20 protein-coding genes, 1 tRNA gene and 3 pseudogenes are annotated in these 24,450 nt (G+C 46.1%); 12 read left to right on the top strand and 12 right to left on the bottom strand.

Features of this window, described 5'->3' with window-relative positions; genetic code table 11:
• Window positions 1-16: 16 nt before the first annotated feature.
• The 4 genes from dksA (at window position 17) to queD (ending at window position 2,933) form a co-directional block, all read left to right on the top strand.
• Window positions 17-472: an RNA polymerase-binding protein DksA gene (gene dksA / locus CCS41_RS07035; RefSeq protein WP_072550888.1), complete on the top strand. Its 456-nt coding sequence runs from the start codon at window positions 17-19 to the stop codon at window positions 470-472.
• Window positions 473-521: 49 nt separating this feature from the next.
• Window positions 522-1,958, top strand: coding sequence for a polynucleotide adenylyltransferase PcnB (gene pcnB / locus CCS41_RS07030; RefSeq protein ID WP_205411511.1), 1,437 nt, complete (start codon window positions 522-524; stop codon window positions 1,956-1,958).
• On the top strand, window positions 1,955-2,437 hold the full coding sequence (gene folK / locus CCS41_RS07025; protein ID WP_072550887.1) for a 2-amino-4-hydroxy-6-hydroxymethyldihydropteridine diphosphokinase: 483 nt from the start codon (window positions 1,955-1,957) through the stop codon (window positions 2,435-2,437). Before pcnB ends, folK begins: the two co-directional genes overlap by 4 nt.
• Before the next feature lie 133 nt (window positions 2,438-2,570).
• Entirely contained in the window at window positions 2,571-2,933 is a 363-nt protein-coding gene (gene queD / locus CCS41_RS07020) for a 6-carboxytetrahydropterin synthase QueD (RefSeq protein WP_072550886.1), read from the top strand.
• A gap of 19 nt (window positions 2,934-2,952) precedes the next feature.
• On the opposite strand, the gene queE is transcribed toward queD, so the two are convergent.
• The 4 genes from queE to parC all read right to left on the bottom strand — a co-directional run bounded on the left by queE (window position 2,953) and on the right by parC (window position 8,664).
• Window positions 2,953-3,636 carry a 7-carboxy-7-deazaguanine synthase QueE gene (gene queE / locus CCS41_RS07015; protein ID WP_072550885.1) on the bottom strand — a complete coding sequence of 228 codons (684 nt, stop codon included), beginning with the start codon at window positions 3,634-3,636 and terminating at the stop codon, window positions 2,953-2,955.
• A gap of 145 nt (window positions 3,637-3,781) precedes the next feature.
• Window positions 3,782-5,866: a tRNA(Met) cytidine acetyltransferase TmcA gene (locus tag CCS41_RS07010; protein WP_476727323.1), complete on the bottom strand. Its 2,085-nt coding sequence runs from the start codon at window positions 5,864-5,866 to the stop codon at window positions 3,782-3,784.
• Between the two features lie 45 nt (window positions 5,867-5,911).
• The gene (locus CCS41_RS07005; protein ID WP_072550884.1) at window positions 5,912-6,364 is read right to left on the bottom strand and encodes a DUF441 domain-containing protein; all 453 of its coding nucleotides are present in this window, start codon (window positions 6,362-6,364) and stop codon (window positions 5,912-5,914) included.
• Between the two features lie 50 nt (window positions 6,365-6,414).
• Window positions 6,415-8,664 carry a DNA topoisomerase IV subunit A gene (parC, locus tag CCS41_RS07000; RefSeq protein WP_072550883.1) on the bottom strand — a complete coding sequence of 750 codons (2,250 nt, stop codon included), beginning with the start codon at window positions 8,662-8,664 and terminating at the stop codon, window positions 6,415-6,417.
• A 174-nt stretch (window positions 8,665-8,838) separates the two neighbouring features.
• Between parC and CCS41_RS06995 the strand changes: the two genes are divergently transcribed.
• The 5 genes from CCS41_RS06995 to CCS41_RS06980 all read left to right on the top strand — a co-directional run bounded on the left by CCS41_RS06995 (window position 8,839) and on the right by CCS41_RS06980 (window position 11,451).
• A tRNA-Phe gene (locus CCS41_RS06995) sits at window positions 8,839-8,914 on the top strand.
• Window positions 8,915-9,111: 197 nt separating this feature from the next.
• Window positions 9,112-10,356 (top strand): integrase domain-containing protein, encoded by a 1,245-nt coding sequence (locus CCS41_RS06990; protein ID WP_072550882.1) that lies wholly within the window; start codon window positions 9,112-9,114, stop codon window positions 10,354-10,356.
• A 169-nt stretch (window positions 10,357-10,525) separates the two neighbouring features.
• Window positions 10,526-10,696, top strand: a complete 171-nt coding sequence (locus CCS41_RS16075; RefSeq protein ID WP_205411507.1) for a hypothetical protein — start codon at window positions 10,526-10,528, stop codon at window positions 10,694-10,696.
• Window positions 10,680-11,120: a hypothetical protein gene (locus CCS41_RS06985; protein WP_119797435.1), complete on the top strand. Its 441-nt coding sequence runs from the start codon at window positions 10,680-10,682 to the stop codon at window positions 11,118-11,120. Before CCS41_RS16075 ends, CCS41_RS06985 begins: the two co-directional genes overlap by 17 nt.
• Before the next feature lie 115 nt (window positions 11,121-11,235).
• Window positions 11,236-11,451 carry a helix-turn-helix transcriptional regulator gene (locus tag CCS41_RS06980; RefSeq protein ID WP_119797434.1) on the top strand — a complete coding sequence of 72 codons (216 nt, stop codon included), beginning with the start codon at window positions 11,236-11,238 and terminating at the stop codon, window positions 11,449-11,451.
• A 20-nt stretch (window positions 11,452-11,471) separates the two neighbouring features.
• Here the strand turns inward: CCS41_RS06980 and CCS41_RS06975 are convergent.
• A pseudogene (locus CCS41_RS06975) lies at window positions 11,472-12,294 on the bottom strand (IS5 family transposase).
• Window positions 12,295-12,470: 176 nt separating this feature from the next.
• Window positions 12,471-15,458 carry a Tn3 family transposase gene (locus CCS41_RS06970; protein ID WP_119797433.1) on the bottom strand — a complete coding sequence of 996 codons (2,988 nt, stop codon included), beginning with the start codon at window positions 15,456-15,458 and terminating at the stop codon, window positions 12,471-12,473.
• A gap of 168 nt (window positions 15,459-15,626) precedes the next feature.
• Here CCS41_RS06970 and CCS41_RS06965 point away from each other — a divergent pair, with 168 nt between their 5' ends.
• Entirely contained in the window at window positions 15,627-16,274 is a 648-nt protein-coding gene (locus CCS41_RS06965; RefSeq protein WP_119797432.1) for a recombinase family protein, read from the top strand.
• A 1-nt stretch (window position 16,275) separates the two neighbouring features.
• On the opposite strand, the pseudogene CCS41_RS16600 reads toward CCS41_RS06965, so the two are convergent.
• The 6 genes and pseudogenes from CCS41_RS16600 to CCS41_RS16590 form a co-directional block, all read right to left on the bottom strand.
• Window positions 16,276-16,481, bottom strand: a pseudogene (locus tag CCS41_RS16600) (DUF6500 family protein).
• A 467-nt stretch (window positions 16,482-16,948) separates the two neighbouring features.
• Window positions 16,949-19,504, bottom strand: coding sequence for a hypothetical protein (locus tag CCS41_RS06955; RefSeq protein ID WP_162860023.1), 2,556 nt, complete (start codon window positions 19,502-19,504; stop codon window positions 16,949-16,951).
• Window positions 19,416-22,259 (bottom strand): C80 family cysteine peptidase, encoded by a 2,844-nt coding sequence (locus tag CCS41_RS06950; RefSeq protein WP_162860022.1) that lies wholly within the window; start codon window positions 22,257-22,259, stop codon window positions 19,416-19,418. The genes CCS41_RS06955 and CCS41_RS06950 overlap by 89 nt, the downstream gene beginning before the upstream one ends.
• The gene (locus CCS41_RS06945; RefSeq protein WP_119797429.1) at window positions 22,223-22,636 is read right to left on the bottom strand and encodes a hypothetical protein; all 414 of its coding nucleotides are present in this window, start codon (window positions 22,634-22,636) and stop codon (window positions 22,223-22,225) included. Before CCS41_RS06945 ends, CCS41_RS06950 begins: the two co-directional genes overlap by 37 nt.
• Window positions 22,637-22,677: 41 nt before the next feature.
• Complete coding sequence (locus CCS41_RS16595; RefSeq protein WP_240313900.1) at window positions 22,678-22,929, bottom strand: helix-turn-helix domain-containing protein; 252 nt, start codon at window positions 22,927-22,929, stop codon at window positions 22,678-22,680.
• A gap of 24 nt (window positions 22,930-22,953) precedes the next feature.
• A pseudogene (locus CCS41_RS16590) lies at window positions 22,954-23,300 on the bottom strand (recombinase family protein); the annotation flags it as partial.
• Window positions 23,301-23,498: 198 nt separating this feature from the next.
• Here CCS41_RS16590 and CCS41_RS06935 point away from each other — a divergent pair.
• Together CCS41_RS06935 and CCS41_RS06930 are read left to right on the top strand one after the other, a co-directional pair.
• Window positions 23,499-23,753, top strand: coding sequence for a type II toxin-antitoxin system RelB/DinJ family antitoxin (locus tag CCS41_RS06935; protein ID WP_119797428.1), 255 nt, complete (start codon window positions 23,499-23,501; stop codon window positions 23,751-23,753).
• The gene (locus CCS41_RS06930; protein WP_119797427.1) at window positions 23,743-24,033 is read left to right on the top strand and encodes a type II toxin-antitoxin system RelE family toxin; all 291 of its coding nucleotides are present in this window, start codon (window positions 23,743-23,745) and stop codon (window positions 24,031-24,033) included. Before CCS41_RS06935 ends, CCS41_RS06930 begins: the two co-directional genes overlap by 11 nt.
• Window positions 24,034-24,450 lie beyond the last annotated feature (417 nt).

The raw sequence follows: 24,450 nt of genomic DNA, 5'->3' as shown, positions 1-24,450 counted from the left end.
ATGTAGGAGAAACATCATGCAAGAAGGGCAGAAACATAAAACCATACCCTTGAGCATTCTCGCCAACGCTGGGTTGGAACGTTACCAAGAGAAACCAGGTGAAGAGTACATGAATGTTAATCAGCTGGCTCATTTCAAAAGGATCCTGACAGAATGGCGGCATCAACTCAGGGGTGAAGTCGATCATACTGTAACCCATTTGCAAGACGGGGCGGCTAACTTTCCTGATCCTGTTGACAGGGCGGCACAAGAAGAAGAATTTAGCCTCGAACTGCGTAACCGTGACCGCGAACGTAAGTTGCTCAAGAAAATCGAAAAAACGCTGAACAGAATCGAAGATAAAGACTTCGGCTTCTGTGATGTCTGTTATGAAGAAATTGGTATTCGCCGCTTGGAAGCGCGACCCACAGCTGATCTGTGTATTGATTGTAAAACCTTGGCTGAAATACGTGAAAAGCAGATGACAGGCTAGGGTGTTATCGTTGTTTAACTTTTTTTATTCGTCACTATCGAGGTGTACCATTTTTACCCGAGTCGCCAATTTCTGCCGCAAGATCCTGATCTGCAAAAGTAAAGTTGTTATTGAAGATAAAATTGCCAGCCAGGCAACTGCGCGGAGGCTGCCTGAGGAAAAGTGTCTAATGACAGTGGTTCCTCGTGGTAAGCACAACATTGCTCGCAGAGATATCAGCGATAATGCATGGAAGGTGCTTCATCGTTTGAATAGATCTGGCTATGAGGCTTATTTAGTCGGTGGTGGTGTTCGTGATTTGCTGCTCGGTAAAAAGCCACAGGATTTTGATATTACAACTAATGCCACACCAGAGCAGGTGCGCAAGTTATTCAATAATTGCCGCTTAGTTGGACGTCGCTTCCGTTTGGCTCATATCATATTTGGTCATGAAATTATTGAAGTCGCAACTTTCCGTGGTCATCATGATGAAAATGGTGATGAACACTCTTCACAGCAGACCGAAAATGGGATGCTATTACGAGATAATATCTTCGGTTCTATTGAAGAAGATGCGCAACGTCGCGATTTCACGATAAATAGCCTTTACTATGGAGGTTCAGATTTCGTACTACGAGATTACTCTGATGGTCTACGTGATCTAAAAAAAGGGGTTATTCGCTTAATAGGTGATCCTGAAGTTCGTTATCGGGAAGATCCTGTGCGAATGCTGCGTGCCGTGCGCTTCGCTGCCAAGTTGGATATGACTATCAGCCCTGAGACGGCTGAACCTATCCCGCGTATGGCTCCACTATTGAGCGGAATTCCATCGGCTCGTTTATTCGAAGAAACCCTTAAATTATTACAGGGCGGTTGTGGCTATAAAAGTTATTTAAAACTCTGTGAATACCAGCTTTTTCAACCGCTATTCCCGCTGGTTTCTCGCTATTTTACTCAGCAACATGACTCATTAATGGAACGTATTTTAATTCAGCTACTGAAAAATACCGATTATCGATTGCATCATGATCAGCGGGTCAATCCAGCATTTTTATTTGCGACCATGTTATGGTACCCGTTGGTTGAATGTACTCAAAAGCTAAAACAGGAAAGTGGTTTACCCTATTGTGATGCTTTCTCTTTGGCGATAGATAATGTACTGGAAGAAGTAAGCCGTTCATTAGCTATTCCGAAACGCATCACTATGATGGTACAAGACATTTGGTTATTGCAGTTACGCTTTTCTCTCCGTCAAGGGAAACGTGCTTACCAGCTTATGGAACATCCGAAATTTCGAGCTGCCTATGATCTACTCGTGCTACGAGCCGAAACAGAAAAAAGCCATAAATTACAGAGCCTGAGTCAATGGTGGAGCGAATTTCAGGAAGGGCTGCCGGAGCAGCAGCAATTGATGCTAGGAACCTTAGCGGTGGCACCATACCACTTCCGTCGTTCCACAAACCAGAGACACAGATACCGTAAAGAAATGGTAGCAAAATCGCTATGATCCGAGTTTATATTTCCTTGGGGAGTAACCTGGCACAGCCGCTGCAGCAAATTACATCAGCATTGAAGGCATTGGCCAATTTGCCATGTAGTGAACTGATAAAATGTTCGCCGTTTTATCGTAGTAAACCTTTAGGATCACAGGAACAACCAGATTATCTTAATGCTGTGGTTGCTGTGGACACTCTCTTGTCGGCAGAAAAATTGCTGGATTATACTCAAGCTATTGAACTTCAGCAGGGGCGAGTTAGAAAAGAACAACGCTGGGGAGCTCGCACATTGGATCTGGATATCATGTTATACGGTGATCACATCATAAATAGCGAGCGCCTTGTCGTTCCTCATTACGGTCTGAAAGAAAGAGAGTTTATGCTCTACCCTCTAGCGGATATTGCATCAGGGCTAATTTTTCCTGATGGTGAATCTTTGGCAGAAAATCTGACAAGGATAACGAAAAATGGTTTGATGCTTTGGAAGTGATAAAGCCATCGAAAATGATAAAAGCATCATCTTGGATCCTGGTCAATAAATAAGCATGCTGAGCGCATTTTTGACAAAGTATCAGTAAGCGCAATAGATTTTGAACAGGTTCTAACAAAGGAAGACTGAAATTGTGATCACCACTTTGTTTAAAGATTTTCAATTTGAAGCCGCACATAGGCTACCGAATGTTGCCAAAGGCCATAAATGTGGGCGTTTGCATGGTCATTCATTTACGGTTCGGCTAGAAGTGACGGGTGAAGTGGATCCTCATCAAGGTTGGCTGATAGATTTCTCTAAACTGAAAGAGGCATTTCAACCCATTTGGCAGTGTTTGGATCATCATTATCTGAATGATATTCCCGGCCTGGAGAACCCTACCAGTGAAATATTAGCAAGTTGGATTTGGAAACAGCTTAAACCAGAACTTGCTGAACTCAGTGCTGTGATAATAAAAGAAACCTGTTCAGCAGGCTGCATATATAAAGGTGAATGAATCTAGAAGAACAGAAGTATCAAGCGATATTCAAGTATTTATGCATTTGTACAGATAATCGCCAATTACGGGCAATACAGGTTTTAATGCAGAGCTGGGTTGCCCCATCTGTCTGCTTGTTTTCTTTTCCGATAGGTTGTAACGCAATGATCCTTTTTTTATCATCGTGTAACTTAGCCAGTAACTCATCTAGCTGCTCAATGTCCCGTTCACGCGCAACGGGATGTTTTATTTCATCAGCTCTCTGTAATGCTTGCTCAAGTACTTTCAATCCACCGCGCATATCGACTTTTGCCGATACCGTCACCCAGGTTGCAGCAGAACAGTGTACTTCATGAGTACCACTGGTTTCGATCTGGCAACGATAGCCATTTTTTTCTAGTTCTGCGGTTAACGGCACCAGATCATAAATACAAGGTTCTCCACCGGTTATGATCACATGACGGGCGCTGTATCCCTGTTCCTGCAAGACATTCAACAGCTGTAGCTCATTGGCATTACTCCAATCATCACTCACTGAGTTCTTCACCATGATACGTTGTAGGTCAACTTCTCGGTCGTTTTTCTTTTCCCAAGTGTGTTTGGTATCACACCAGCTACAACCTACCGGACAGCCTTGTAACCGTATAAAAATTGCCGGAACGTTAGTGAAATAACCTTCTCCCTGCAACGACTGAAAGATCTCATTAATCGGGTACAACATCGATATCTCTACATAGAATAAATCAGTGGGCGATTATTGCAGATTCTTAGCTTTTCACCAAATGCTCTATTTAACATTAGACACAAGTTTCACATTGTATACTCAAAAGAAGAGGTAGACTCTTTATATGTTTTGCGGTCTTAATTCACAAATAGGAAGTATCTATCGCCCACGCTTTCCAAATATCGCTACGTGCCTTATCTAACGCTAGCAATGCCTGTTGAACCTCCTGTCTCCAGAGTAACATCAACGCCTTGCGTCCACTCAAATTGCGACTTGCTACCACTTCCATCGTCGATAACCGCTGTTGTAAATGCTGGCGTAGCATAGGTAATGGTAGCGGACTACTAAGCAACAATCTCTGTAGAGCCGCCAAGCTCGTCGCCAGTGAGCGGTAAGCATAGGCAAAACCGGCTAATTCACGCCAGTCATCATCATTGAGTGATTGATCAATTTTACCTTGCTGTAAAAAATATTCTTGCTGTGGCTGTAACGAAGGTTGTAACCAAGCCTGTAACCAGGCTCCGTCCCGTGCCAATTGTTGTTGTGCCGATTGACACAAGATCTCTCCTGCTTTACTTAGCGGCAATATTGCCATCGCGGTATAGCAACCACTGCTGGCTTCTTTACGGTCACCTATTCGCAGCAATTTAAAACCACATGCTTGCCAAAAACTGTTTAATTCATCGTTATAACCGAAACTGACAGATAAAAAATCTCGTTTCTGTTGCAGTGCAGATTCTTTCTCTTCTTGTATCATACGATTGGCAATCCCTTGTCGCCGCCATATTGCCGTTACGGCTATTCGACTAACACGGCGAGAGCGCAGAGTCGGTGCTAACCATTGTCCACTGTGTGCAGCTAGCGACTGTGCAACTAAATTGCCTCTTGGTCGTCGACGTCCCGCCCAAATATCTCGCGCCAATTGACTATCTAAGCCACCCTCTTCCACTAGCCATATCGCCCCAATCAGTGATCCCGCTGCAAAAGCGGTAGTAAAATGCATCCCTGGCGCATCCATCAAGCGTCGTAGATCAAGTGGTGTCGTACGATAATGAGCGCTGGATAACAAACCATAGAAACAGCGTAGTAAATGCGGTTTCAGGCGCCATTCATGTTGTTGGCAAGACAGGATCTGCACGCTTACACTAGAGTTAACGACTGTAGGAGGAGGATCATTAAACAACAATGTTTGATTTAAAAAGCGTTCCAGTGGGTCATCAACCGCCCAGCGAATAGGATCGGTGAGGATCAGATGATGCCACTGTGTTAGATTGGCACAAAATTTCAGCAAAAAACCACGACCGGTACCCTCATAGCCCTGGATAGTGGTAGTTAGTAGGATCCTGGGGAAATACTTCAGCAGCGAGGAGAGCAAGGGAATGGGGATCGCTGCTGCTTCATCGATAAGCAACCAATCCACCTGACTGACACTGTACTGACGACAAAAATTTAGCAGAGCATCGGGTGCCCAAAACACCACGGGTTTATCTGTTTTCTGGCACCGTATCTGCTGACACAATACTTCGGTCGTAGCTTTACTCGGCGCAGTTATCCAACAAATCCCCTGCCATTGCGCAATTAACATACCTGCCAGTGTGGATTTACCTCGTCCACGTGCTGCAGTTAGTACCCATACACCCCTTTTAGCTCGCATTAATCGGTGCAAAATAGTCTGTTGCTCCGAAGTCGGCATACCATCCTGCCATCGATGCTCAGGCCGCGTCTGCATTCTAGGGATAAAGGAAGGATGTCCCTGATGCCAAAAAGCGATTTCTTTATCCACCAAAAGTTGTTGCTGAAAATGATTAATAAAATTTGGAGTGGCAAGGGGATCATGTTGTTCACTCCAACGTAAACTATCCTTATCCGTTAGCTGCGGCCAAAGACGCCACTTCGGCACTAGCAGTAGTAACCAGCTACCGGCACGCAAAGTACCCGCTAATATCGCCAAGGCTTCGACATTGAGTGCCATGGTGGCATCAAATACAGCGTGCATTTTTTCTTGTCCCAGCAATTTTTTGGCGGCGATAGCCGGGATGGCACTCACTTGAGTTTCCATCTCACTGATCCATTGCCAATCGCCAGGCAACGATTGACCCAGTAGTCGAGCCTGTTGCCGACACCAGTCAGCATCACCACTGATAACAAATAAACGGCGGACACCTTGTTGCTGCATCTGCTGTTGACTATTGTAAAATAATGGACTGATTATCTTATTGTTTACCAATCTCGCTTACCAACTTCTGTTTACTGAGTGACTGTTTCGCCATTTTTACTGCTTACCAATCAGCAATGAAAGCAAACCAGCAGCAACCAGCGGCCCTACCGGAATCCCTTTGAACAACGCCACACCTAAAACCGTCCCGACAAGTAATCCGGCGACCACTGAAGGTTGATTGGTCATCAGTGATACACCTCTGCCGCCTAAATAGGAAACCACCACACCAACGACAATCGCTAAAAGAGGCTTCCAATGAAGAAAAGAGTGAGTAATATCATTGACATTGATCTTACCACTGGCAATCGGGGCTATCATCCCAATGGTCAAAATCAGTATCCCGAGAGTGAGAGCATATTTTTCAATCCAAGGGAAAAACTGACTCATGGGTGTGATACGGACGATAAACAACGTCAAAATTGCCCAGGTTAATGGCATGTTATGGCTGAAGATCCCTAATGTAGCGAGCACCAGTAAAATCAGCAAAGTTGGATCAAGAAAAGCCATCGGATATTCCTAATAATTATCATTTCGAATGGTGGACTCCTGGATAGATATCAGGATAATTTACCTAAGACATCAACTCGATCAACTCGTGTTAAGCCACGTGGCAATACACAACCTCTACGCCCACGTTCAGCGCGAAATTTCTGTAATTCTTCCGGCGGTAAGGTTAATTTACGTTTGCCGTTGTACAGTGTGATCGACGCTTGAGGCGGTAATATCAATAGCCACATCAATCGATCTTCGCCCGCTGCTGCTTGCTTCGATGAAATAGACACAATTTTGTTGCCTTTCCCCTTCGGTAGGGTAGGCAAGTCGGCGGCCGGAAACATCAGCATCCGTCCCGCAGCGGTAATTGATAGCAACATATCGTTAGAATCACAAATTTCCAGTGGTGGTAAGACTCTGGCATTCTCTGGCAACGCAATTAATGTCTTACCTGCTCGATTTTTAGTGACAAGATCACTGAAGCTACAAATAAAACCGTAACCTGCATCAGAGGCCATCAACAATTTTTGATCGTCGGCAGCCATAAGCAGATGTTCGATGGTGGTTCCGGGAGGTAGAGTGAATTTGCCAGTGAGCGGCTCTCCTTGGCCACGAGCGGAAGGCAACGCCAGCGTATTAAGCGAATAACTACGACCCGTAGAGTCAATAAACACCACGGGTTGGTTGCTTTTACCTTGAGCACAAGCGCAAAAACCGTCACCGGCTTTATAACTTAATCCACTGGGATCAATCTCATGCCCTTTGGCGCTACGCACCCAGCCCATTTTAGATAACACTACGGTGACAGATTCAGAAGGCACAATATCATGTTCACTCATCGCCTTGGCTTCTCCTCGTGCGATCAAGGGAGATCGGCGCTTATCACCGTATTTAGCAGCATCGGTTTGGATTTCTTTTTTCAATAAGCTGTTTAATTCACTTTCTGATGCTAACAATTCCTGCAGTCGATCCCGCTCTTTGGCTAATTCATCCTTCTCATCTGCGATTTTTATCTCTTCCAACTTAGCCAACTGACGAAGTTTTTGTTCAAGGATCGCTTCAACCTGGATTTCCGAAAGTGTAAAACGCTGTATTAGTACAACTTTGGGGTCATCTTCCGTGCGAATGATATGGATCACGTCATCAAGATCTTGTAAGGCAATCAGTAAACCTGCCAAAACGTGCAAACGTTTCTGCACTTTTTCTAAACGATAATGCAGACGACAACGCACCGTATTACGACGGTAGACTAACCATTCGTTCAAAATATCCAATAATCCTTTGACGGATGGGCGACGATCCAGCCCGATCATATTCATATTGATACGATAACTTTTTTCAAGATCGGTGGTGGCAAATAAATGATTCATCACCGATTCCAAATCGATTCTATTAGAGCGAGGAACGATAACTAAACGTGTAGGATTTTCATGATTAGATTCATCACGTAAATCCTCTATCATCGGCAATTTTTTGGCACGCATTTGATTGGCGATCTGTTCCAACACTTTAGCACCAGATACCTGATGCGGCAGAGAGGTGATTACAGCATTGCCTTCTTCTTTATTCCATAGCGCTCGCATACGTATTGAACCGCGACCACTTTGGTAAATCTTATGGATCTCATTAGCAGGGGTAATGATTTCTGCTTCGGTGGGAAAATCAGGTGCTCGTACACAGCTTAGTATATCTTCCAACGATGCTGTGGGTTTATCGATCAACAGGATCACAGCGTCAGCGATCTCTTGCACATTATGGGGTGGAATATCGGTAGCCATACCCACTGCTATACCGGTCGTGCCGTTTAACAGAATGTTAGGCAGGCGGGCAGGCAGCATTTTGGGCTCTTGCAGGGTGCCATCAAAATTGGGGATCCAGTCCACTGTTCCCTGAGCCAATTCAGCCAACAACACGTCAGCGTATTTTGACAAACGGGATTCGGTATAACGCATTGCCGCAAAAGATTTGGGATCATCGGGTGCTCCCCAGTTTCCCTGTCCATCGACTAACGGATAACGATAAGAAAAAGTTTGTGCCATTAGCACCATCGCTTCATAACAGGCATTGTCACCGTGCGGATGGTATTTACCCAACACATCACCTACGGTCCGCGCTGATTTTTTAAATTTAGCGTTATTATTTAGTCCCAACTCCGACATAGCATAGACAATGCGGCGTTGTACCGGCTTCAACCCATCACCAATAAACGGCAACGCCCGATCCATGATGACGTACATGGAATAATTCAGGTAGGCGTTTTCAGTAAAAGTGTACAAAGCTTGACGCTCTATCCCATCATGAATTAATTCACTCACTACTTAACTATCCTTAAATCCTGATCAGTATCTACGATAGTAACTCATCTGTTGGGTCACTGTCACAATCGGTCAATGTATTGCATGAGTTACGCCCAAAAAAAAAGCAACTGACTCCTTGATAAGAAAAACTCATTGACGCTGAAACGTCAATGAGGTTTAATGCGCCCCGTTGCCCGGATAGCTCAGTCGGTAGAGCAGAGGACTGAAAATCCTCGTGTCCTTGGTTCGATTCCGAGTCCGGGCACCAAGCATTATATCAGCCAGTATCTTTTACTGACTGTGGTTTTAAAGAAACCCGCACTCTAACTAGATTTGCGGGTTTTTTGTTGCCTGTTATCTTTGAGTGTGGCATGGTTATACTCTGTTTTTTAGGGACTAGATTTGGGACTCTATTTTTTAATCTCCAAAATAGGTAGTCCCATAGTCCTATTAATGGTGATTAATATGGCAATACAAGCAAAACCCTTGACTAATACCGAAGTGAAAGCGGCAAAGGCAACCAACAAAGATTTATCTTTATACGATGGTGGTGGATTACTGCTGTTTGTTAAATCATCAGGCATTAAAACATGGCGTCTACGCTACTACCATCCTACAACGAACAAGCGGACAACTTTAACACTAGGACATTACCCTACTTTATCGCTGGCAGAAGCAAGACGTGTACGAGAGGAGGTAAGAGCACTCTTGGCACAAGGAATCGACCCTCAGGAACAACAAAGACAGCAACAAGAGAAAGAAAAAGCGTTTAATAACAATACTTTTGCTAAAATTACTGCTGATTGGTTCACAGTAAAAAAATCAAAGGGTTTGACCGAAGATACACTTAATAACATATGGAGATCACTGGAAAAGAACATATTCCCTTACGTGGAAGGGGTTTCTATCACTAATCTAACCGCACAAACATTTATACAAGCAATGGAGCCTATTCGTGCTAGTGGTCGATTAGAAACAGTACGGCGGGTTACACTGCGTATTAATGAAGTGATGAACTATGCCGTTAATGCGGGGTTGATACAGGCAAACCCTGCCGCGAAGATTAGTCAGGTCTTTGAAAATCCTACAGTAAAGCACATGCCCACAATTAGGCCGGAAAAATTGCCAGAACTCATGCGTACACTGTCCGTCGCTAATATAGAATTGCAAACCAGATTAGTTATAGAATTTCAATTATTGACCATTGCCAGACCTGCGGAGGCCGCTACTGCTCGTTGGGATGAAATAAATCTGGCAGATAAAACGTGGACGATCCCAGCAAGTAGAATGAAAATGCGCCGTGAGCATGTGATTCCACTGTCTCCCCAATCACTGGCGGTATTAGAAGCTATGAAGCCGATCAGTGCACACCGGCCTTACGTATTCCCGTCATTCAAGAACCCATTAAAACCAATGAATAGCACAACGGCGAATATGGCTTTACGCCGTATGGGGTATAAAAGCATATTGGTGGCACATGGATTTAGATCCATTGTCAGTACAACTCTCAATGAGGAAGGGTTTGCTCCAGATGTGATCGAAGCAGCCTTGGCACATGTTGATACGGACAAGGTACGTAGTGCCTACAACCGCAGCACCTATTTGGAACAACGCAGAGTATTGATGGATTGGTGGGGTGAGTTCGTTGAACAAGCTGCAACAGGGAAATTTACTGCCGCCGAAGGCGTGAGAGGATTACGAATTAAATAATAACAAGATGGAATAAGGAAAAATAGTCAAAGCATGATGTTGCCATCAGACGTTTACGTTAATTTCTGTAGACCCCTTCTCTTTCATGCATAAAATACTGGCCTCAAATATTAACTGACACTTTTCGATGTGTGTTTCATATTAGTAAATGGATAATAGGCATTAATTAATGAACGATTCATTCCTTGACGAATACGCCGAGTTTGCATACATGGATTTAAGTGTTGTGTTGGATGCTTTTATCACTGAAGGCTATTTAAATCACTGCGAAGCGCATTCTTATCTGTGCCGAATAATTAAAGGCAGTGCCACCCTTTCCCCCTGTGGCACTTTATCGTAAGCCCTTCAATCCTCTGCCTTTTGATGACTATCAAGAATTTGAAAAAACCGAAAGGGAGTCCGTGATAAAAGCGTTGAGAGACGCCGCTTATTTTAATACTGATCAGAATTTTTCTATCACTTATCTACAGCGAAAGGCATTAATTCACCGACTTAAGATTACAGGGAAGCCCATTCCTAACGCCATCATTTCACGTCGTCACCAAGCTAGTACTAGCAACACGGGTCGACTATCGACAACCTGTAAAATAGCCATTGTCACTCTTTACGAGAAAACACACGGCACTCTTTCAGCTAATTATACGCAAGCGGCAAACATATTGTCGGCTTATGTGACTGAGGCGGGTTATAACCATAAGTTCAATAAAGATACTATTAAGCGATGGTGTGAAGAGATAAAAGTGATAAAAAAAAGAACACAATAGCGCATTAAGAGACGAGAGGGCTTATTAAGCCCCCCTCTTTCTTTCAATCTATAAAAAAAAGATCAATCCTATCTATATCCGCTGGTCATCCCGTTTACTCAAGGAAAATAGAGAGATGTCAATGTTAGATCGTAAAATACTACTGAAGAAAGAAGTTAAGTCCATTCTACGTATTTCCGCAGACAGTGCCTTTGATGAAATGTGGAAACAACATGATTTTCCTAAGCCTATTCGTATTGGCATTCGTCGTACTGGATGGTATGCCGATGAAGTTGAGGGCTGGCTAAAGGAGCGGGATTTAGAACGTTTACCAAGGGAGATCACTCAATAGACCTCTTCGGAAACTCTGATTTATCTAATTTCCATGTTATAAATTGCTGCAATCAGATTAAATCGTAATCCAAACCGTTTTCGCCTGTTTCGATAACGATCTGATACGATTTTAAATCGTTTAATCATACCAATGACATTTTCGTTTAATACACGCTGGCTTGATAACTCACGATTGTTGCGTTTATCTTCTTTTGTTAAGGGATTTTTCTTTGTCTTTTTCTTAGGCAACGCCGAGTTTGAATGGATCTTGCCAAGCCCTTGGTAACCTGTATCTGTCACTGTTTTGATTTCAGGATGTATTCGCACGCCAGACTCTTTGAACAACCTAAAATCATGACGCCTCCCATGAGTAAAGCTTGTACAGATGACTGCTTTGCTTTTTTATCGACGATCACTTGGGTTTTTAAGGTGGGTCGTTTCTTTTTTCCTGAGTAAAACTGCTTTTGTTTTTTTGGGGACGTTCAATCGGCGTTTCTGTGGCATCAATAAGAACGAGCTCATACTCCCTATCACTTTTTAATAAAGCTTTGCGTCCAAGGAGTGCAAAATCAGGATGCTTTATTAGCGTATTTTCTATCCATTTAATCGTTTCATAGCAGGTGCTCTCACTCACCCCATCGCTTCGGCTAACATGAAAATAAGTGCGATATTCCCGTAGATACTCAAGGGCCATTAATAAGCGATCTTCTAAACCCAGCTTGGGTTTCCGACCTCCTTTCTCTTGCTTACATTTATCTGCTTCATTCAATATCTTTATCATCTTTTCAAATGTACTGCGTTTAACTCCGGTTAAGCGCCGAAATTTTTCCTCTTCCAATACCTTTATTTGTTCATATTTCATGGGGGCTCCTTGTTCAGGAGATTTTTAACAACATTCCTACATGAATGCTATAGCAGGCGCCGTATCAGTTGATTATGAAAATTAGAAATAACATATTGATATTAATTAATATTTATTAACAAAAGTGATCACGTTACATGGCGCCTGCTATAGTTTCCGAAGAGGTCTATTGTACGTTAAGATGATTTTTTGTACTGACTGACATCAACTGGCGGCAGAGGTCGATACTTGCCTGCTGCCAGCTTTTTATTGTTTCGCCAGATATAGTCTCCCGTCAGATTAATATGCTCCCAGCCCAGCGGTGACAGGTGTGTCAGCAATTGCTCGTTGAGCTGAACACCTTTTCGTTTCAGCAGATTAATGGCATTTTCTATATATACCGTATTCCACAACGTGATCGCGGCCGTAATCAACGTCAGTCCGCTGGCGCGGTAACTCTGGTTTTCCAGACCACGATCCCTTATTTCGCCAAGACGATGCATGAAGACTGCTCTGGCAAGCGCATTCCTGGCTTCTCCCTTGTTCAGTCCGGACTGAACCCTGCGGTGCAATGCAGGATCGCGGAACCAGTCCAGCATAAACAGTGTCCGCTCAATGCGCCCAATTTCCCTCAAAGCTTTGGCAAGCCCATTCTGCTTAGGATAACTGGCCAGTTTTTTCAACATTAACGAAGCGGTGACCGTTCCTTGTTTTATTGAGGTGGCCAGCCTCAGTATCTCGTGCCAGTGAGTTTTTATCTCTTTAATGTTCAGTGGTGTTGTGGAAATGATTGATTGTAGCGCAGGGTATTTTTCCGCCTTTCCCTGAATGAACAGTCGCTTGTCATGAAGATCCCGGATCCTTGGCGCAAAAGCGAACCTCAGCAGATGCATCAGTGCGAAAACATGCTCCGTGAAACCCGCCGTGTCAGTGTAATGCTCAGTAATTTCGAGATCACTTTCGTGATAGAGCAGGCCATCAAGTACGTGGGTGGAGTCACGCACGCGGCTGATCACTTTGGTGTAAAACGGGCTGTACTGGTCAGAAATATGTGTATAAAACTGTACGCCTGGCTCCTGGCCGTACTTCAGGTTGACCTGTCCCGCGTAGCGGCCATGACTGCCTACCCGAAAATTCTGGCCGTCAGAAGATGAGGTTGAGCCATCCCCCCATAATGCCGCAAGTGGACGTGCTTTCTGGGCATTAACCAGTTCGGCCAGCGCAGCAGAATAGGTTTCATCGCGGATATACCATGCCTGCATATTTTCAAGCGAAGAACGTGTGGTCCCCGGGCAGGATTCGGCCATTTTTGTGAGTCCCAGATTAATGCCGTCCGCCAGGATTGTGGTGAGAAGAAGGCGATTATCTTCCGGGTGGGTAAGAGGGTTCTTCAGATGCGTAAAATGGCGCGTGAAAGCTGTCCATCGCTCAACTTCATCCAGTATTTCTGTAATTTTTGGATGCGGTAACATGCTGTAAATCAGATCGGCAAGCGGTGATATTGTTGCGGGAACACAGTTATCCAGCGGCGTAATCTTTACGCCTTTATCAGAGATCTCAACATCAGGCAGATCGCCCGTAACAGCCATAGCGTTAACCTCCTCTAAGCAAGATGCCAGCAGCAGCATCCTGGACTTGAGATAAGCCCCACAGTCTGTTTCAAAAGGTATGCTTAACGGGTTATGATTTAATAACTTTTCAAAATCGTGAGTCGGAATAAGATAATCATCAAAGTTTTTGTAACGACGGGAGCCTCTGACCCAGATATCACCAGCCCGTAAAGCCCCTTTGAGTTCATTCATCGCACAGATTTCGTAATATTGGCGGTCAATACCAGTGGGGGTGATCACCATCTTTTTCCAGCTCTCAGGGATAAAATCTAGTGGCGCTGATGGGGGAACCTTCCGTAGCTGCTTTCGATACATTTCACGAATAGTATCGAGGGCATCACTGAGTGGTAAGGCTGCCGCAGTGGCTCTCAGTTGCAGGGCGGATAACAACCGGGGAGAATATTTGCGCAACGTACTGAATTTTTCGGTAATGAGATGAAGTGGTTCGAAATTATCTTTCCGGGCAAGGAGCCTGGTCTCCTCCAGGCTGGCGGCAAAATCCTCCCACGGTAATACATGTTCAATTGCAGACAGAGGATCTTCGCCTGCGTCACGTGCATCCAGAATAGCCTGACCGACAGAAACATACTGGCGTAATTTCTGCTGTATCAGTTTCCCAGTTTTCTGAAGGCGTTCGGCCTGTTGCCGTTTTGCTCGACTGAACATACTGCCCAGAATACGTTCATGCAGTTCTATAATTTCATCAATGATTGTTGCTTTGGCCTCCGTCAGCACACAAACCATCGTCGCATATCGACGTAATGAGGAAAAATCAGCTAAATCGCGGCTGCTCATTTTGCGCCCTTCCCGTGCCAGTTTCAGCAGCCGGTTCTGGTGAACATTCCTCTCAACGCCATCCGGTAGCGCCAGAGCGTCAATGGCGTTAAGGCGATCTATATGTTGCAGCACATTCTTACCGTTGATTTTCCCCGGAGGCTGCAGCAACCATGTCAGACGGGAAATTTGTTTTTCGGTGGTAACCAGTAGCGTATCAAGTGCTGATTTTTGCTGTGGGGTAAGCTGCGCATTCAGCGTGGTATAAACGGCTTTATCACCCAGCGTCATCGCTTCTGCACAGGTGCGTTCCACAACATCAATGCCAGGAACAATAATTCGCCGCTGATGCAAATGTCTCAACAGCGCTTCAGCAAGGAGTATGCCCCGATCCGTCATGGTTGCCTGAGGAAGCAGGTGCTGAATGCATTCTTTCTGGATCTGGCCATTAAAGGCGGTCAGTTTCAGATAACGATAAATTTCACTCAGGTGTTCACGCCGGGTGGTGGCGCGACCTGAAATATATTCCTGCCAGAATTCTGCTGAAAGTTTGAGGCGGGAGGTGATTATTTTCAACAGCGCTGCGGATGGTGACGATTTTTTGTCCGGAATAAATCCGATATTCTTCAGATAACAAAGAAGGACGGCGAAGCCAAATTGACTGGCAGGTTTTCGGTGTGCATTAACAAGCGCTAAATCCTGTTCGCTGAAATAAGCCATTCGGTTCAGTGTTAACTCATCTTCAGGCAACGCCAGTAATGATTCTCTTTCGGCCTGCGAAAGAATTTGTCTCCTTGGCATAGCGTTTCCTTTATAAATTATTTTAGCGCGGTTATTTTCATGTAAATGTTTATCGCATAAGGGTACACCCTGACACCATAACCAAAACGTGACGTCACACACTTAATGAAATAACCTCTATGCGATAGAATAAGTGCAATAACCTAAATGCGATAATGCGGTGAAAAAATGTTCATCAGAGCTTATTTGAGAGCATCGACGGAAGAGCAGTATGCCGATCGGGCAAAAGAGATGCTGGAGCAGTTCGTTCAGGAGCGGGGTCATAAAATCGCCAGCTACTATCGGGAGAACGTCAGCGGTACAAAACTCGACAGGCCGGAGCTGGGACGATTACTGATGGACAGTCACCACAATGATATTTTACTGGTCGAGCAGATAGACCGTCTGACTCGCCTGAGCAACAGCGACTGGATGACACTGAAAAAACAGATTGAGCAGCACGAGTTGCGGATTGTCAGCCTGGATGTTCCCACCTCATGGCATGCGCTATCAGATAAGGAATCCTCGCAGAACGACCCCATCACCCGTGCTGTTATTACCGCCATCAATAATATGTTGATCGACCTGATGGCTGCGATGTCACACAAGGACTGGCTGAGCCGTCGGCAGCGTCAGAAGCAAGGAATTGAGCGGGCACATACACTGGGTAAATATCGGGGCAAGCAAGCTGACGGCGAACGACATCAGAAAGTAATGTACTACCGGCAGGTAAAAAAATTGAGCATCCGTGAAACGACAGAAGCTACAGGCTACAGTGCTTCCCAGGTTTGTCGCATCCAGGCACTATACCGGCAGAATAAATCAGAAGTTGATTAAGTCATACAAGAGATATGATTTTTCTGGCTTTTTCAAAGTGATCTAGTTTCATCTCCATGATCCACCAATGGGCTACTTCCATGAGTAATTCCGGATCATCATTTTTGTTGGCAAAAAAAGCATAAAATGACACGCCAACATTATCCCTTTAGCTGCAATCTTGGCTTCGCATACTTTCACTATCTTTTCCCGAATGCTGGCTCTCATTACCTTATCCTGATGATTAACTAGGATTCTCATATTACCACTGCATGAAAAAGGTAAAAATATAGTCTTAACGTACAATATTTTCCGTTGCCCAAACGGAGCCCTATTTGACGATAGGGGTGTTATCCCCTCGGCAATGTCTCAGTCGTCTGCAAGTGGAGTGTCCCAATTTATTTGAAAACACGGATCCTTATATCTTGACGCAAACAGATCGGTCTCACACCCTGGCGGCAACGTGAAGGGCTGTGGGTATAAATGATGTCATTGCGTGAGCGATATTAAATAATTGCTCCATTTATTTTATGTTATCAAGCGGAAAAATATTTTTCATTTTTAATAATTAAATTTTTCAGCAGGTATTATAAATAAAATATAAGTAGAAATAGAGAACAATCATTTTTTATAAGAACAGAGTAAATAACATGACATAAAGTGTCTTTTTTTCGATGCGCGCCATGTCATTAACATCAAAAGTTTGCCAAGGCCACTGATCTGCCGGGGCCGCTGAGGATGCGCGGCGCGGGCAAGTGAGCCTCATTTCTTGCGCCTGGACTCTCTTCTCTTTCTCCTCCCTCGAAAGTGCTCATGGCCTCTCTCATGCCGGCGCTATCGTCCGGTATTTCACCGATCGCCGCGGCAGGTGTCTCTGAACTGACTAACCGCGGGGGTAACTCAAATACCCCCTCTGCCTCGCCGTCGGGATGGTTGCCTATCGACAAGGGAACAGCGGGATCCACTACCCAGGGAAAAACGGCGTTATTTGCGTGATGACGCAAGATACGCAGGATTTCTGCCCTGTTCTCCCCCTCTACTGCCGCGTTATCTTTTGCATATAACGACAGACCCCATCTAAGACACTGTTCATTGGACGGTGGCAAGCTGCTCAGCTTAAAGGTCACACCGGGTAGTTCAGTGCTGTGTAAAAAAAAGGTGCTGCCGGGCAGGGGATTGATGATTTTTGCCTCCACATTCGCAAACACGTTTATCGGGATCGCGGGAAAACCCCATAAATTAATCCTGGTGGTATTATCTTGCAGTAACAGGGTGATAGAAGATAATGCATTCCGGTACTTTACTGCAAAATCAGCGCCAAGGCGGTGAATAGCCCATTCCGTCGGCGACACCGAAGGATTGGCTATCACCATCAGTGTCGAGGGGCTGACACTGTCATGGCGTTCAGCAATAAAGTGATAGTTATCCTGCTCCCACGCTATTTTTTTGAAAAAGGGTTGACGGCCATCCCAGGCATACTCGGCGCCTAATGCTGCTGTGTGAGAATTGACGCGGATAATCGCTTGCGAGGTATGCGGATAGATCGCCCCGATGAGCTGTGTTAAGGGTTGTGTTTCCTGATCCGCGCTTTCATTGAAAGCGATCACCTCTATTTGCTGATAGCGCTGCCCGGCGGGCAAATGCGGGTAATAGCGGTAGGACACACTGGTTTTAAGGTTATCTCTGGGGTGTACGATAGCGGCCACATAGGGTTGTTTCAAGTCCTGATCATACTTGATACGCGCGATACAGCTGATGCCCAGTAATTCGATAGTGTCCACCGCGGTGCCGTTACTGCAATAAAGGTAGGGTTGCTCCACCTGGATCACTTGCCAACGCACGGTGGTTAAATTTAACCATCCTTTTGCCGGCAGCTGATCGGGGGTCAGTGGGAGCGTGACAGACACAGTGTCATCAACCACAAATCGCGTCCGATCGCTGAATTTTTCGCGGATAAACGTCACGGCGGTGGTGAGGTTATCACCCAATAACGCGTCCTTATTTTCCGCTTCCAGTCCGATAGAAAACTTAGGCGTTTCCTCTCCCTGTTTTTGGAGTGTGAAGGTCACTGTTACCCCCGGTAGCGCGGCGAGGCGCATCCGCAACCCCATATCGCCCGGCAGGTCACCGTCAATCCGCACCTTTTTATTATTCGTTAATTGTAGATCCCATCCCCCGTCCCGTTGTTCTAACCTGAGTTGCGCGATATGGCGCTGTTGTAACGTGGTACCCGTCGTCTGATCGCGATCGTTTAATTTTTGGATAAAGGGCGCGGCGACGGCCAATAAATCACTCAGATTTACTGGCGTCTTCGCGTCGCTTAACAGATCAGCTTGTGACTGGATCAATGTATAAACACCAAAACCCAATGGGAGTAGTGCCAATAGCGCCATTTCCTCCGCTGACATCTGTGCTTTACTTCGAATACGATCGACCAATTGATCGTGTATCTTTTTCACCTCCGCCTGATCAATCCCCATATTCAGTAATACCAGGAGAGCATCACCGTAGGCTATCGCGGTCCTTTCACGTAAAGCTAACCAGGCTTTTTCTCTGTTGACCCTCGCGTCAAGGGCATCCGGGGTGATATCGACTATCCAGTGTTCTTTTTTCCGTTGTACCGGGTCTTTATGGGGTTCAATGATGATCTGCCTTTGATCATCAAAAACATCAATCCGGGTCGTGCCCCCGGCGCCTTTAAATCGATAGGTCAAAAGGTGAGCGTGTTGCGCATCTATCATCGGCGTGGGTAATCTGCCACTGTGGAGCCCCTCATGATCATCGCCCTCAATATGAGTAAACTCCTGGGGAGATTGAAAAGCAAAAATACGTTCACCTTGATCCAGTTCTATCACGTATTCCGTGGCGAGCGGGTGGAAGACCACATGGTTGGGGGCATGGTCACCGCTGATCTCAAAAACACCGTTATCCGAGGCGTGATAATACGCGCCGAATCTATTAAAGATCGCCTTGCCTGCTAAGCGCCCGTCAGCCCCGGTATCATGCATAAAAGTGTAATGCCCCTTCAACGCGGCGGGCAAGAGCAAGTACTGTGTCGATTTCAGCTTCTCATGTTGTGGTGTCGGGGAAAGCGTAAAACCCAGCGCCCGATAGGCACTCAGCGACTCAGCGTAGGTTGTCGAATGCGCGCGAGTCGCCGCATTAAAGCGAGGAATGCCGATATCCGCCACCTGTACTGACAGGGTCTCCCCGTTTATCTGGATCGTATATGATCGGAACGTAAGGTTCAAAATAGACACCTTGCTTATCGTCACTCACTTGCGCAATACCCGTGGGCGTGATGTCGGTTTTGTTTTTTGAATGACGAAAAGGCGCCACAATATCATCCAATTCAACCTGGTAATGGGAATTATTAAACGCGATAGCCTCCAGCAACCCGTTGCTCCCCATCATCAGCCCCGCAAACACGACACTCAGCGGGCCCGCGACGCCGATGACACTGGTAATCGCCTGTGCCGTGGCAGGGGCAAGGGTCGCAATGACAGGCAATATCGCCAGCGACCCATCTACCGTCAATTGTGTGCTGGTTAATGCGACGCGCGCAAGCGCAAAATCTTTTTGCGCCCCGAGGGGGATGGCGTTGAGATCGTTAATGGCGTCAACAAAATTGAGGATATCCACGGCGACATTGACCGCACTGCCGGCATGGGTGAAAGGCGCACCACCGAGCAGCCGGGATAACAGGCCTTCGGCTTTGGTGCCGGCGCCCATTAAGGTATTGACTGTGTTAACCAGATGATTCACATCCTGCGCCATTCCATGCAGAATGACGCCTAAATTGGCGAGGTCGACGAACTTTTTCCAGGGTGATTGAGCTTGTTCTCCCTGGCGAGACAACAGGTTGAGCGCCAAAAAGGCCGCATTCATGGTGCTGACGCCCTCCACCTGTTCAATGTCGGGTTCGAGTTGCCGCATTTTATTTTGCATGCTAACGAACACCTCGCTCTCGCTAGAGAAGCGCTTTTCTTCTCCCGTGCGTTCAGCAACAAAAATAAGCTCAGGTTTACCCTCGACTGTTTCTCCAAATCCTTTAAATCGATACTCTATTCCCGCTACGCTTCTTATCTTTCCTATTTCTGAATTCACCTCGCGCTTGAGGCGAACGAGTGCTACTTGCTCCCGCGCCCCGTCCACGCGTTCAATTAACTTTTTATCCGCGGCTTCAACATCGAGATAACGCGTACCAGTTTCATCCAGCTGCAAGCCCACCCGCACCTGGCGCGCCGGTTCACCGGCAACACCCTGAGACACCTGGTGGCGATGGCCCATCCCCGCGTCACTCTCCGCCCCACTGATACCGATTTCAGCGGAATACCCAACCAGTTTACGGGGGCTAATCCTAAGCTTGAGTAATTCTTGCGCCATATCAAATAAAAAGCCGCCGGTTTGATCGTCGTTCACCAACGCACAGCCCGCTAAAATCAGTTTATCGATCGGGCCATGGACAACATGTTGTTCGCTCAGATCTTGATGTATTTGCTGAGTGACTGCCGCCAACTCGCTCGCACTGTAGCCTGCCAGGGTGGTATTATTGTGAGCATTATCGTTACCACCGCGCCCATGCCCCACCAATGACAAAACCAGCTCGCCGCTCAATGTGGCGGCCTCCCCGAAAATCTTACGCAGGGTGCCTTGCCGATCACGCTGATATACCCAGCATTCATTCGGATACTTCGCCGCCAGTGCCATGGCGGAGCGCAAGCTTTCAGCGTCATTTTCCAACACGATGATAATCCGACTTTTTCTCTCTGTGCTCACCACTGTCGTTGTTGCGTCAACAGGAAAAAGGTCAATGGCGGGCAAGCGCCAACGGTGAACATCCTCTCGTCTGACGACATCAAGGGTGCTTAAATGCCGAAAGTAGGTATTCAACGCCGCTGGATCAGGCGGCGTTATTCCATTCTGATAGGGCGCAAGGTGCTCTGTTGTTTTCAGGGTTGCCAGGGCAACACGCATAATCTCAGCGGCCAGAGTGGGATTATTCTCCAGGCTTTTTTCGATTCTCTCGATATCGACGTCTCTTTTAGCCATCAGGCGCGCTAGAGATTTGGTATAGGGGACGCTCATCAGCACCTGATTTTGGGAAAATGTGCGTTGTATGATGGGCAAGCAGTCATAAAAAAAGCGAATGTCTGTCGCTGATTTATAGGCATCGGTGCCCGCTTTAATGCCGCGACTGAAGAAATGCAATACGTCATTGGTGGTACTTCCCACGGGCAAAACCGCGATATCTTGCGGACGTTTTGCGCGCAAGGCATCAAGTGTTGCGCTAGCCACCTGCTCTCTTTGGCGATGACTCAAGGCCAAAAAAACATTTTGTAACCCAGAAAGGCGTTCGAGTACCTGCTGTTTTGTTGCATTTATCTGTTGTCCACGACCAAACAGGCAATGACCCTCAGCATCAAGCGCTGACGACTGCGTTTTCGCGGGCTTTTCTACGCGAACGAGATCCGCTTTATGTTGATTCTCATAGGCTTTAACCTGTTGATAGACTTGCTCATAGCCGTCATCCATCACAAACACGCGATCGCCATCAAAATCGCCACTCAGCCGGGTCTGTGCTTCAATCGGCATGGCGAGGGTTGAGCCGGGCGCATAGACATCAACCGCCACCAAGGCACCTCGGGTGATGAGCGGACGGTCTTGTTGAAATTCCGCCCTTTTTGTTTCTGTCCAGCCGGTGTGAGTTTTAATATCGGCAGCGGAAAGTACCATATCACTTTGTGAGTAGTGGTCTGGCCACGACTCATCGGGAATCACCGTGAACAACCCTTTAGCAAACCAGAGGGCACCGGGACCGCCTGATTCTGGCGGCCTGTTTTGGCCAACAAAACTGTATTGGATCACGCGGGCTTGCTGATCCAAAAAATGGGCGGTGGGGTCGTCAACCTGTATTGCTTCTTTGGCGACAGGGATGAGGTTAGCCTGGTCATAGGGGGCACGGCCGATCACCGTGCCATGCGACGTTCGGCGCCCGTTTTCCAATGTATTCTCCCATCAGAAGAGGGTAACCCCACCGGGCTACTCCCGCTAATCCCCCCACGGGTTAGCAAGTAAAACAGCGTCTCGCCCGGGATCTTTTCCTGGCCATAGCGTGCGATTTTCCGGTTTAATTGTGCGCTGATCTCTCTGTCTACTGCCGCTTGTGACCCTGCTGAGGAGGGGTAATGCTGTAGCGCCTGTGCGGGCAGATAACGTTGCGGTGTCATCGGCTGACCGCTCACCGCCGGGTTTTGCAGATGGCTTTCTGGCCTGACGGCGCTTCTGACACCGGCCATCCTCTCTGCCATACTGGCTTTAATGTGGGACATCTCTAACGCTTTTTCGTAAAGGGCATCGTCAATAGTGACAGTGGTTCTCATAAAAGACCTCCGATTCAAATATGATGACACCATGCATCATCTTAGACGTCTTTGCAAGCCGAATGATCTGAATCTGACAGCGCCGTCTTGACTTCAGGAGGCGTATCTGACTGTTTTACTGAACTTAATGCCCGATAGATGGTAGCCTCCCCAAGACTGAACGCCTTAGCCAGTTGACCGATGGTAGACCCCGCCAACCGCCGTGAGTAAATATCCTTCTTTTTGGCTTCCGTCAATTTGGCGGGTCTGCCGAACTTCACTCCATTCTCTTTAGCTTTCGCTATTCCTTCCATTTGCTGCTCCGTTCGCAGGTCATTCTCAAACTCAGCAATAGAAGCCAGCATATTGAACATCAGACGACCTGTAGAGGTGCGCGTATCAATATTCTGATCCAACACCAACAAATCGATTTTTTCACGCTCAAAACGCTTTGCAAGTTGTGCTAAATGAACCACTGAGCGTGCCAAACGATCAAGCCGGGAATAATCAACGTGTCCTTTTCGCGGAGATAATTCATACAGGCCTGAAATTCAGGGCGGGCTGCGGTGCGACCACTGTGTTTTTCCTGATAAATACGATTACATTTTGCCTGGGTTAATTTTTCTAATTGAATATCCAAACTCTGACCGGTGGAGCTGACGCGGGCGTAGCCAACTATCGACATAAGCTATCAAATCTCTTTAAAGGTTTTGATTAATTATTTATGATAGTATTTTTGATAGGTCTTTTACAAGGCTATCAAATGGTATACTTTATAATAGGTTGAAAATAGCGCATATTGACACAGATCTTGTAAAAACGATTGCTCTACAATTGTAATACTTTATACTGCATTACAAACATAACTACATGAGTTACTCCAATGAGTACCATTCAGATCCGTGTGGATGAAGAGCTGAAAAAAAATGCGTATCAGACATTTGAAAAACTGAATTTGTCACCGTCTGATGCCCTGCGCCTGTTTTTGCGCTATGTCGCAGAGAATGAAAAGCTGCCATTTTCTGAGGTATCCGTGATGGTAAGTGAAGAAGATGAAGACGCTGATATTCTGGAGGTAGTCCGTGAACGCCTGAAAAACCCCGCCAGACGTATCAGGGTAAACCTTGATGATCTTTAATATCGACTTTGACGAACGGGCGTTAAAGGAGTGGCTGAAGCTCGATAAAGCCATTTGTGAGCAGTTTAAAAAAAAGCTGCGGAAGCTACAGGAAAATCCTTACATTGAATCTGCATGTTTACACGGAGATCTGGCAGGTTGTTTTAAAATCAAGCTACGCTCCTCGGAATTTCGTCTAATTTATCAGGTGATTGATGAAGAGATTGTGATTTTGGTTCTTGCCGTTGGCAAGCGGGAAGACGAAAAAGTCTATGATGTAGCCCGTAAGCGGATTCAATAGGGAGAGCATAAAAAGGTTCGGTATAATCCTATTCAGCTGTAGTAGGACTGCGTTTGGGAACCCGAACCTCAGTGCTTGATGATGATTAGATATAACTTTTAGGCTTATTGCCAAAAATTAACGAATCCTTGCTGTCATCCCACCTGGCTGAAAATAGAGTGAGATCAGGCTGTTTAATACAGAAAACAAAATATGCAATGAAGGCCAGGAACCCCCTTTTGGCCTTTTGTTGCCAAATTTTGAGTATGTTATTTGTTTAAAGCGTGACGCGACGAACTTTGCGTTTTGCAGCTAACACCGTTTATAGTCCAAGTAAATGATGCTTGCAACTAGGGATTCTACGCCGGAGTCCCAGATTTTTCCGTTACCCCAGTTTAAGTCCCTCAATCATTGCATCCAGGTCGATTTCTTTCCCTT

Origin of the sequence: Candidatus Fukatsuia symbiotica (genome assembly GCF_003122425.1) — a bacterium.
In the GTDB taxonomy this organism is placed as follows: Bacteria; Pseudomonadota; Gammaproteobacteria; order Enterobacterales; family Enterobacteriaceae; genus Fukatsuia; species Fukatsuia symbiotica.
This window is presented reverse-complemented; position numbering and strand designations above follow the sequence as displayed.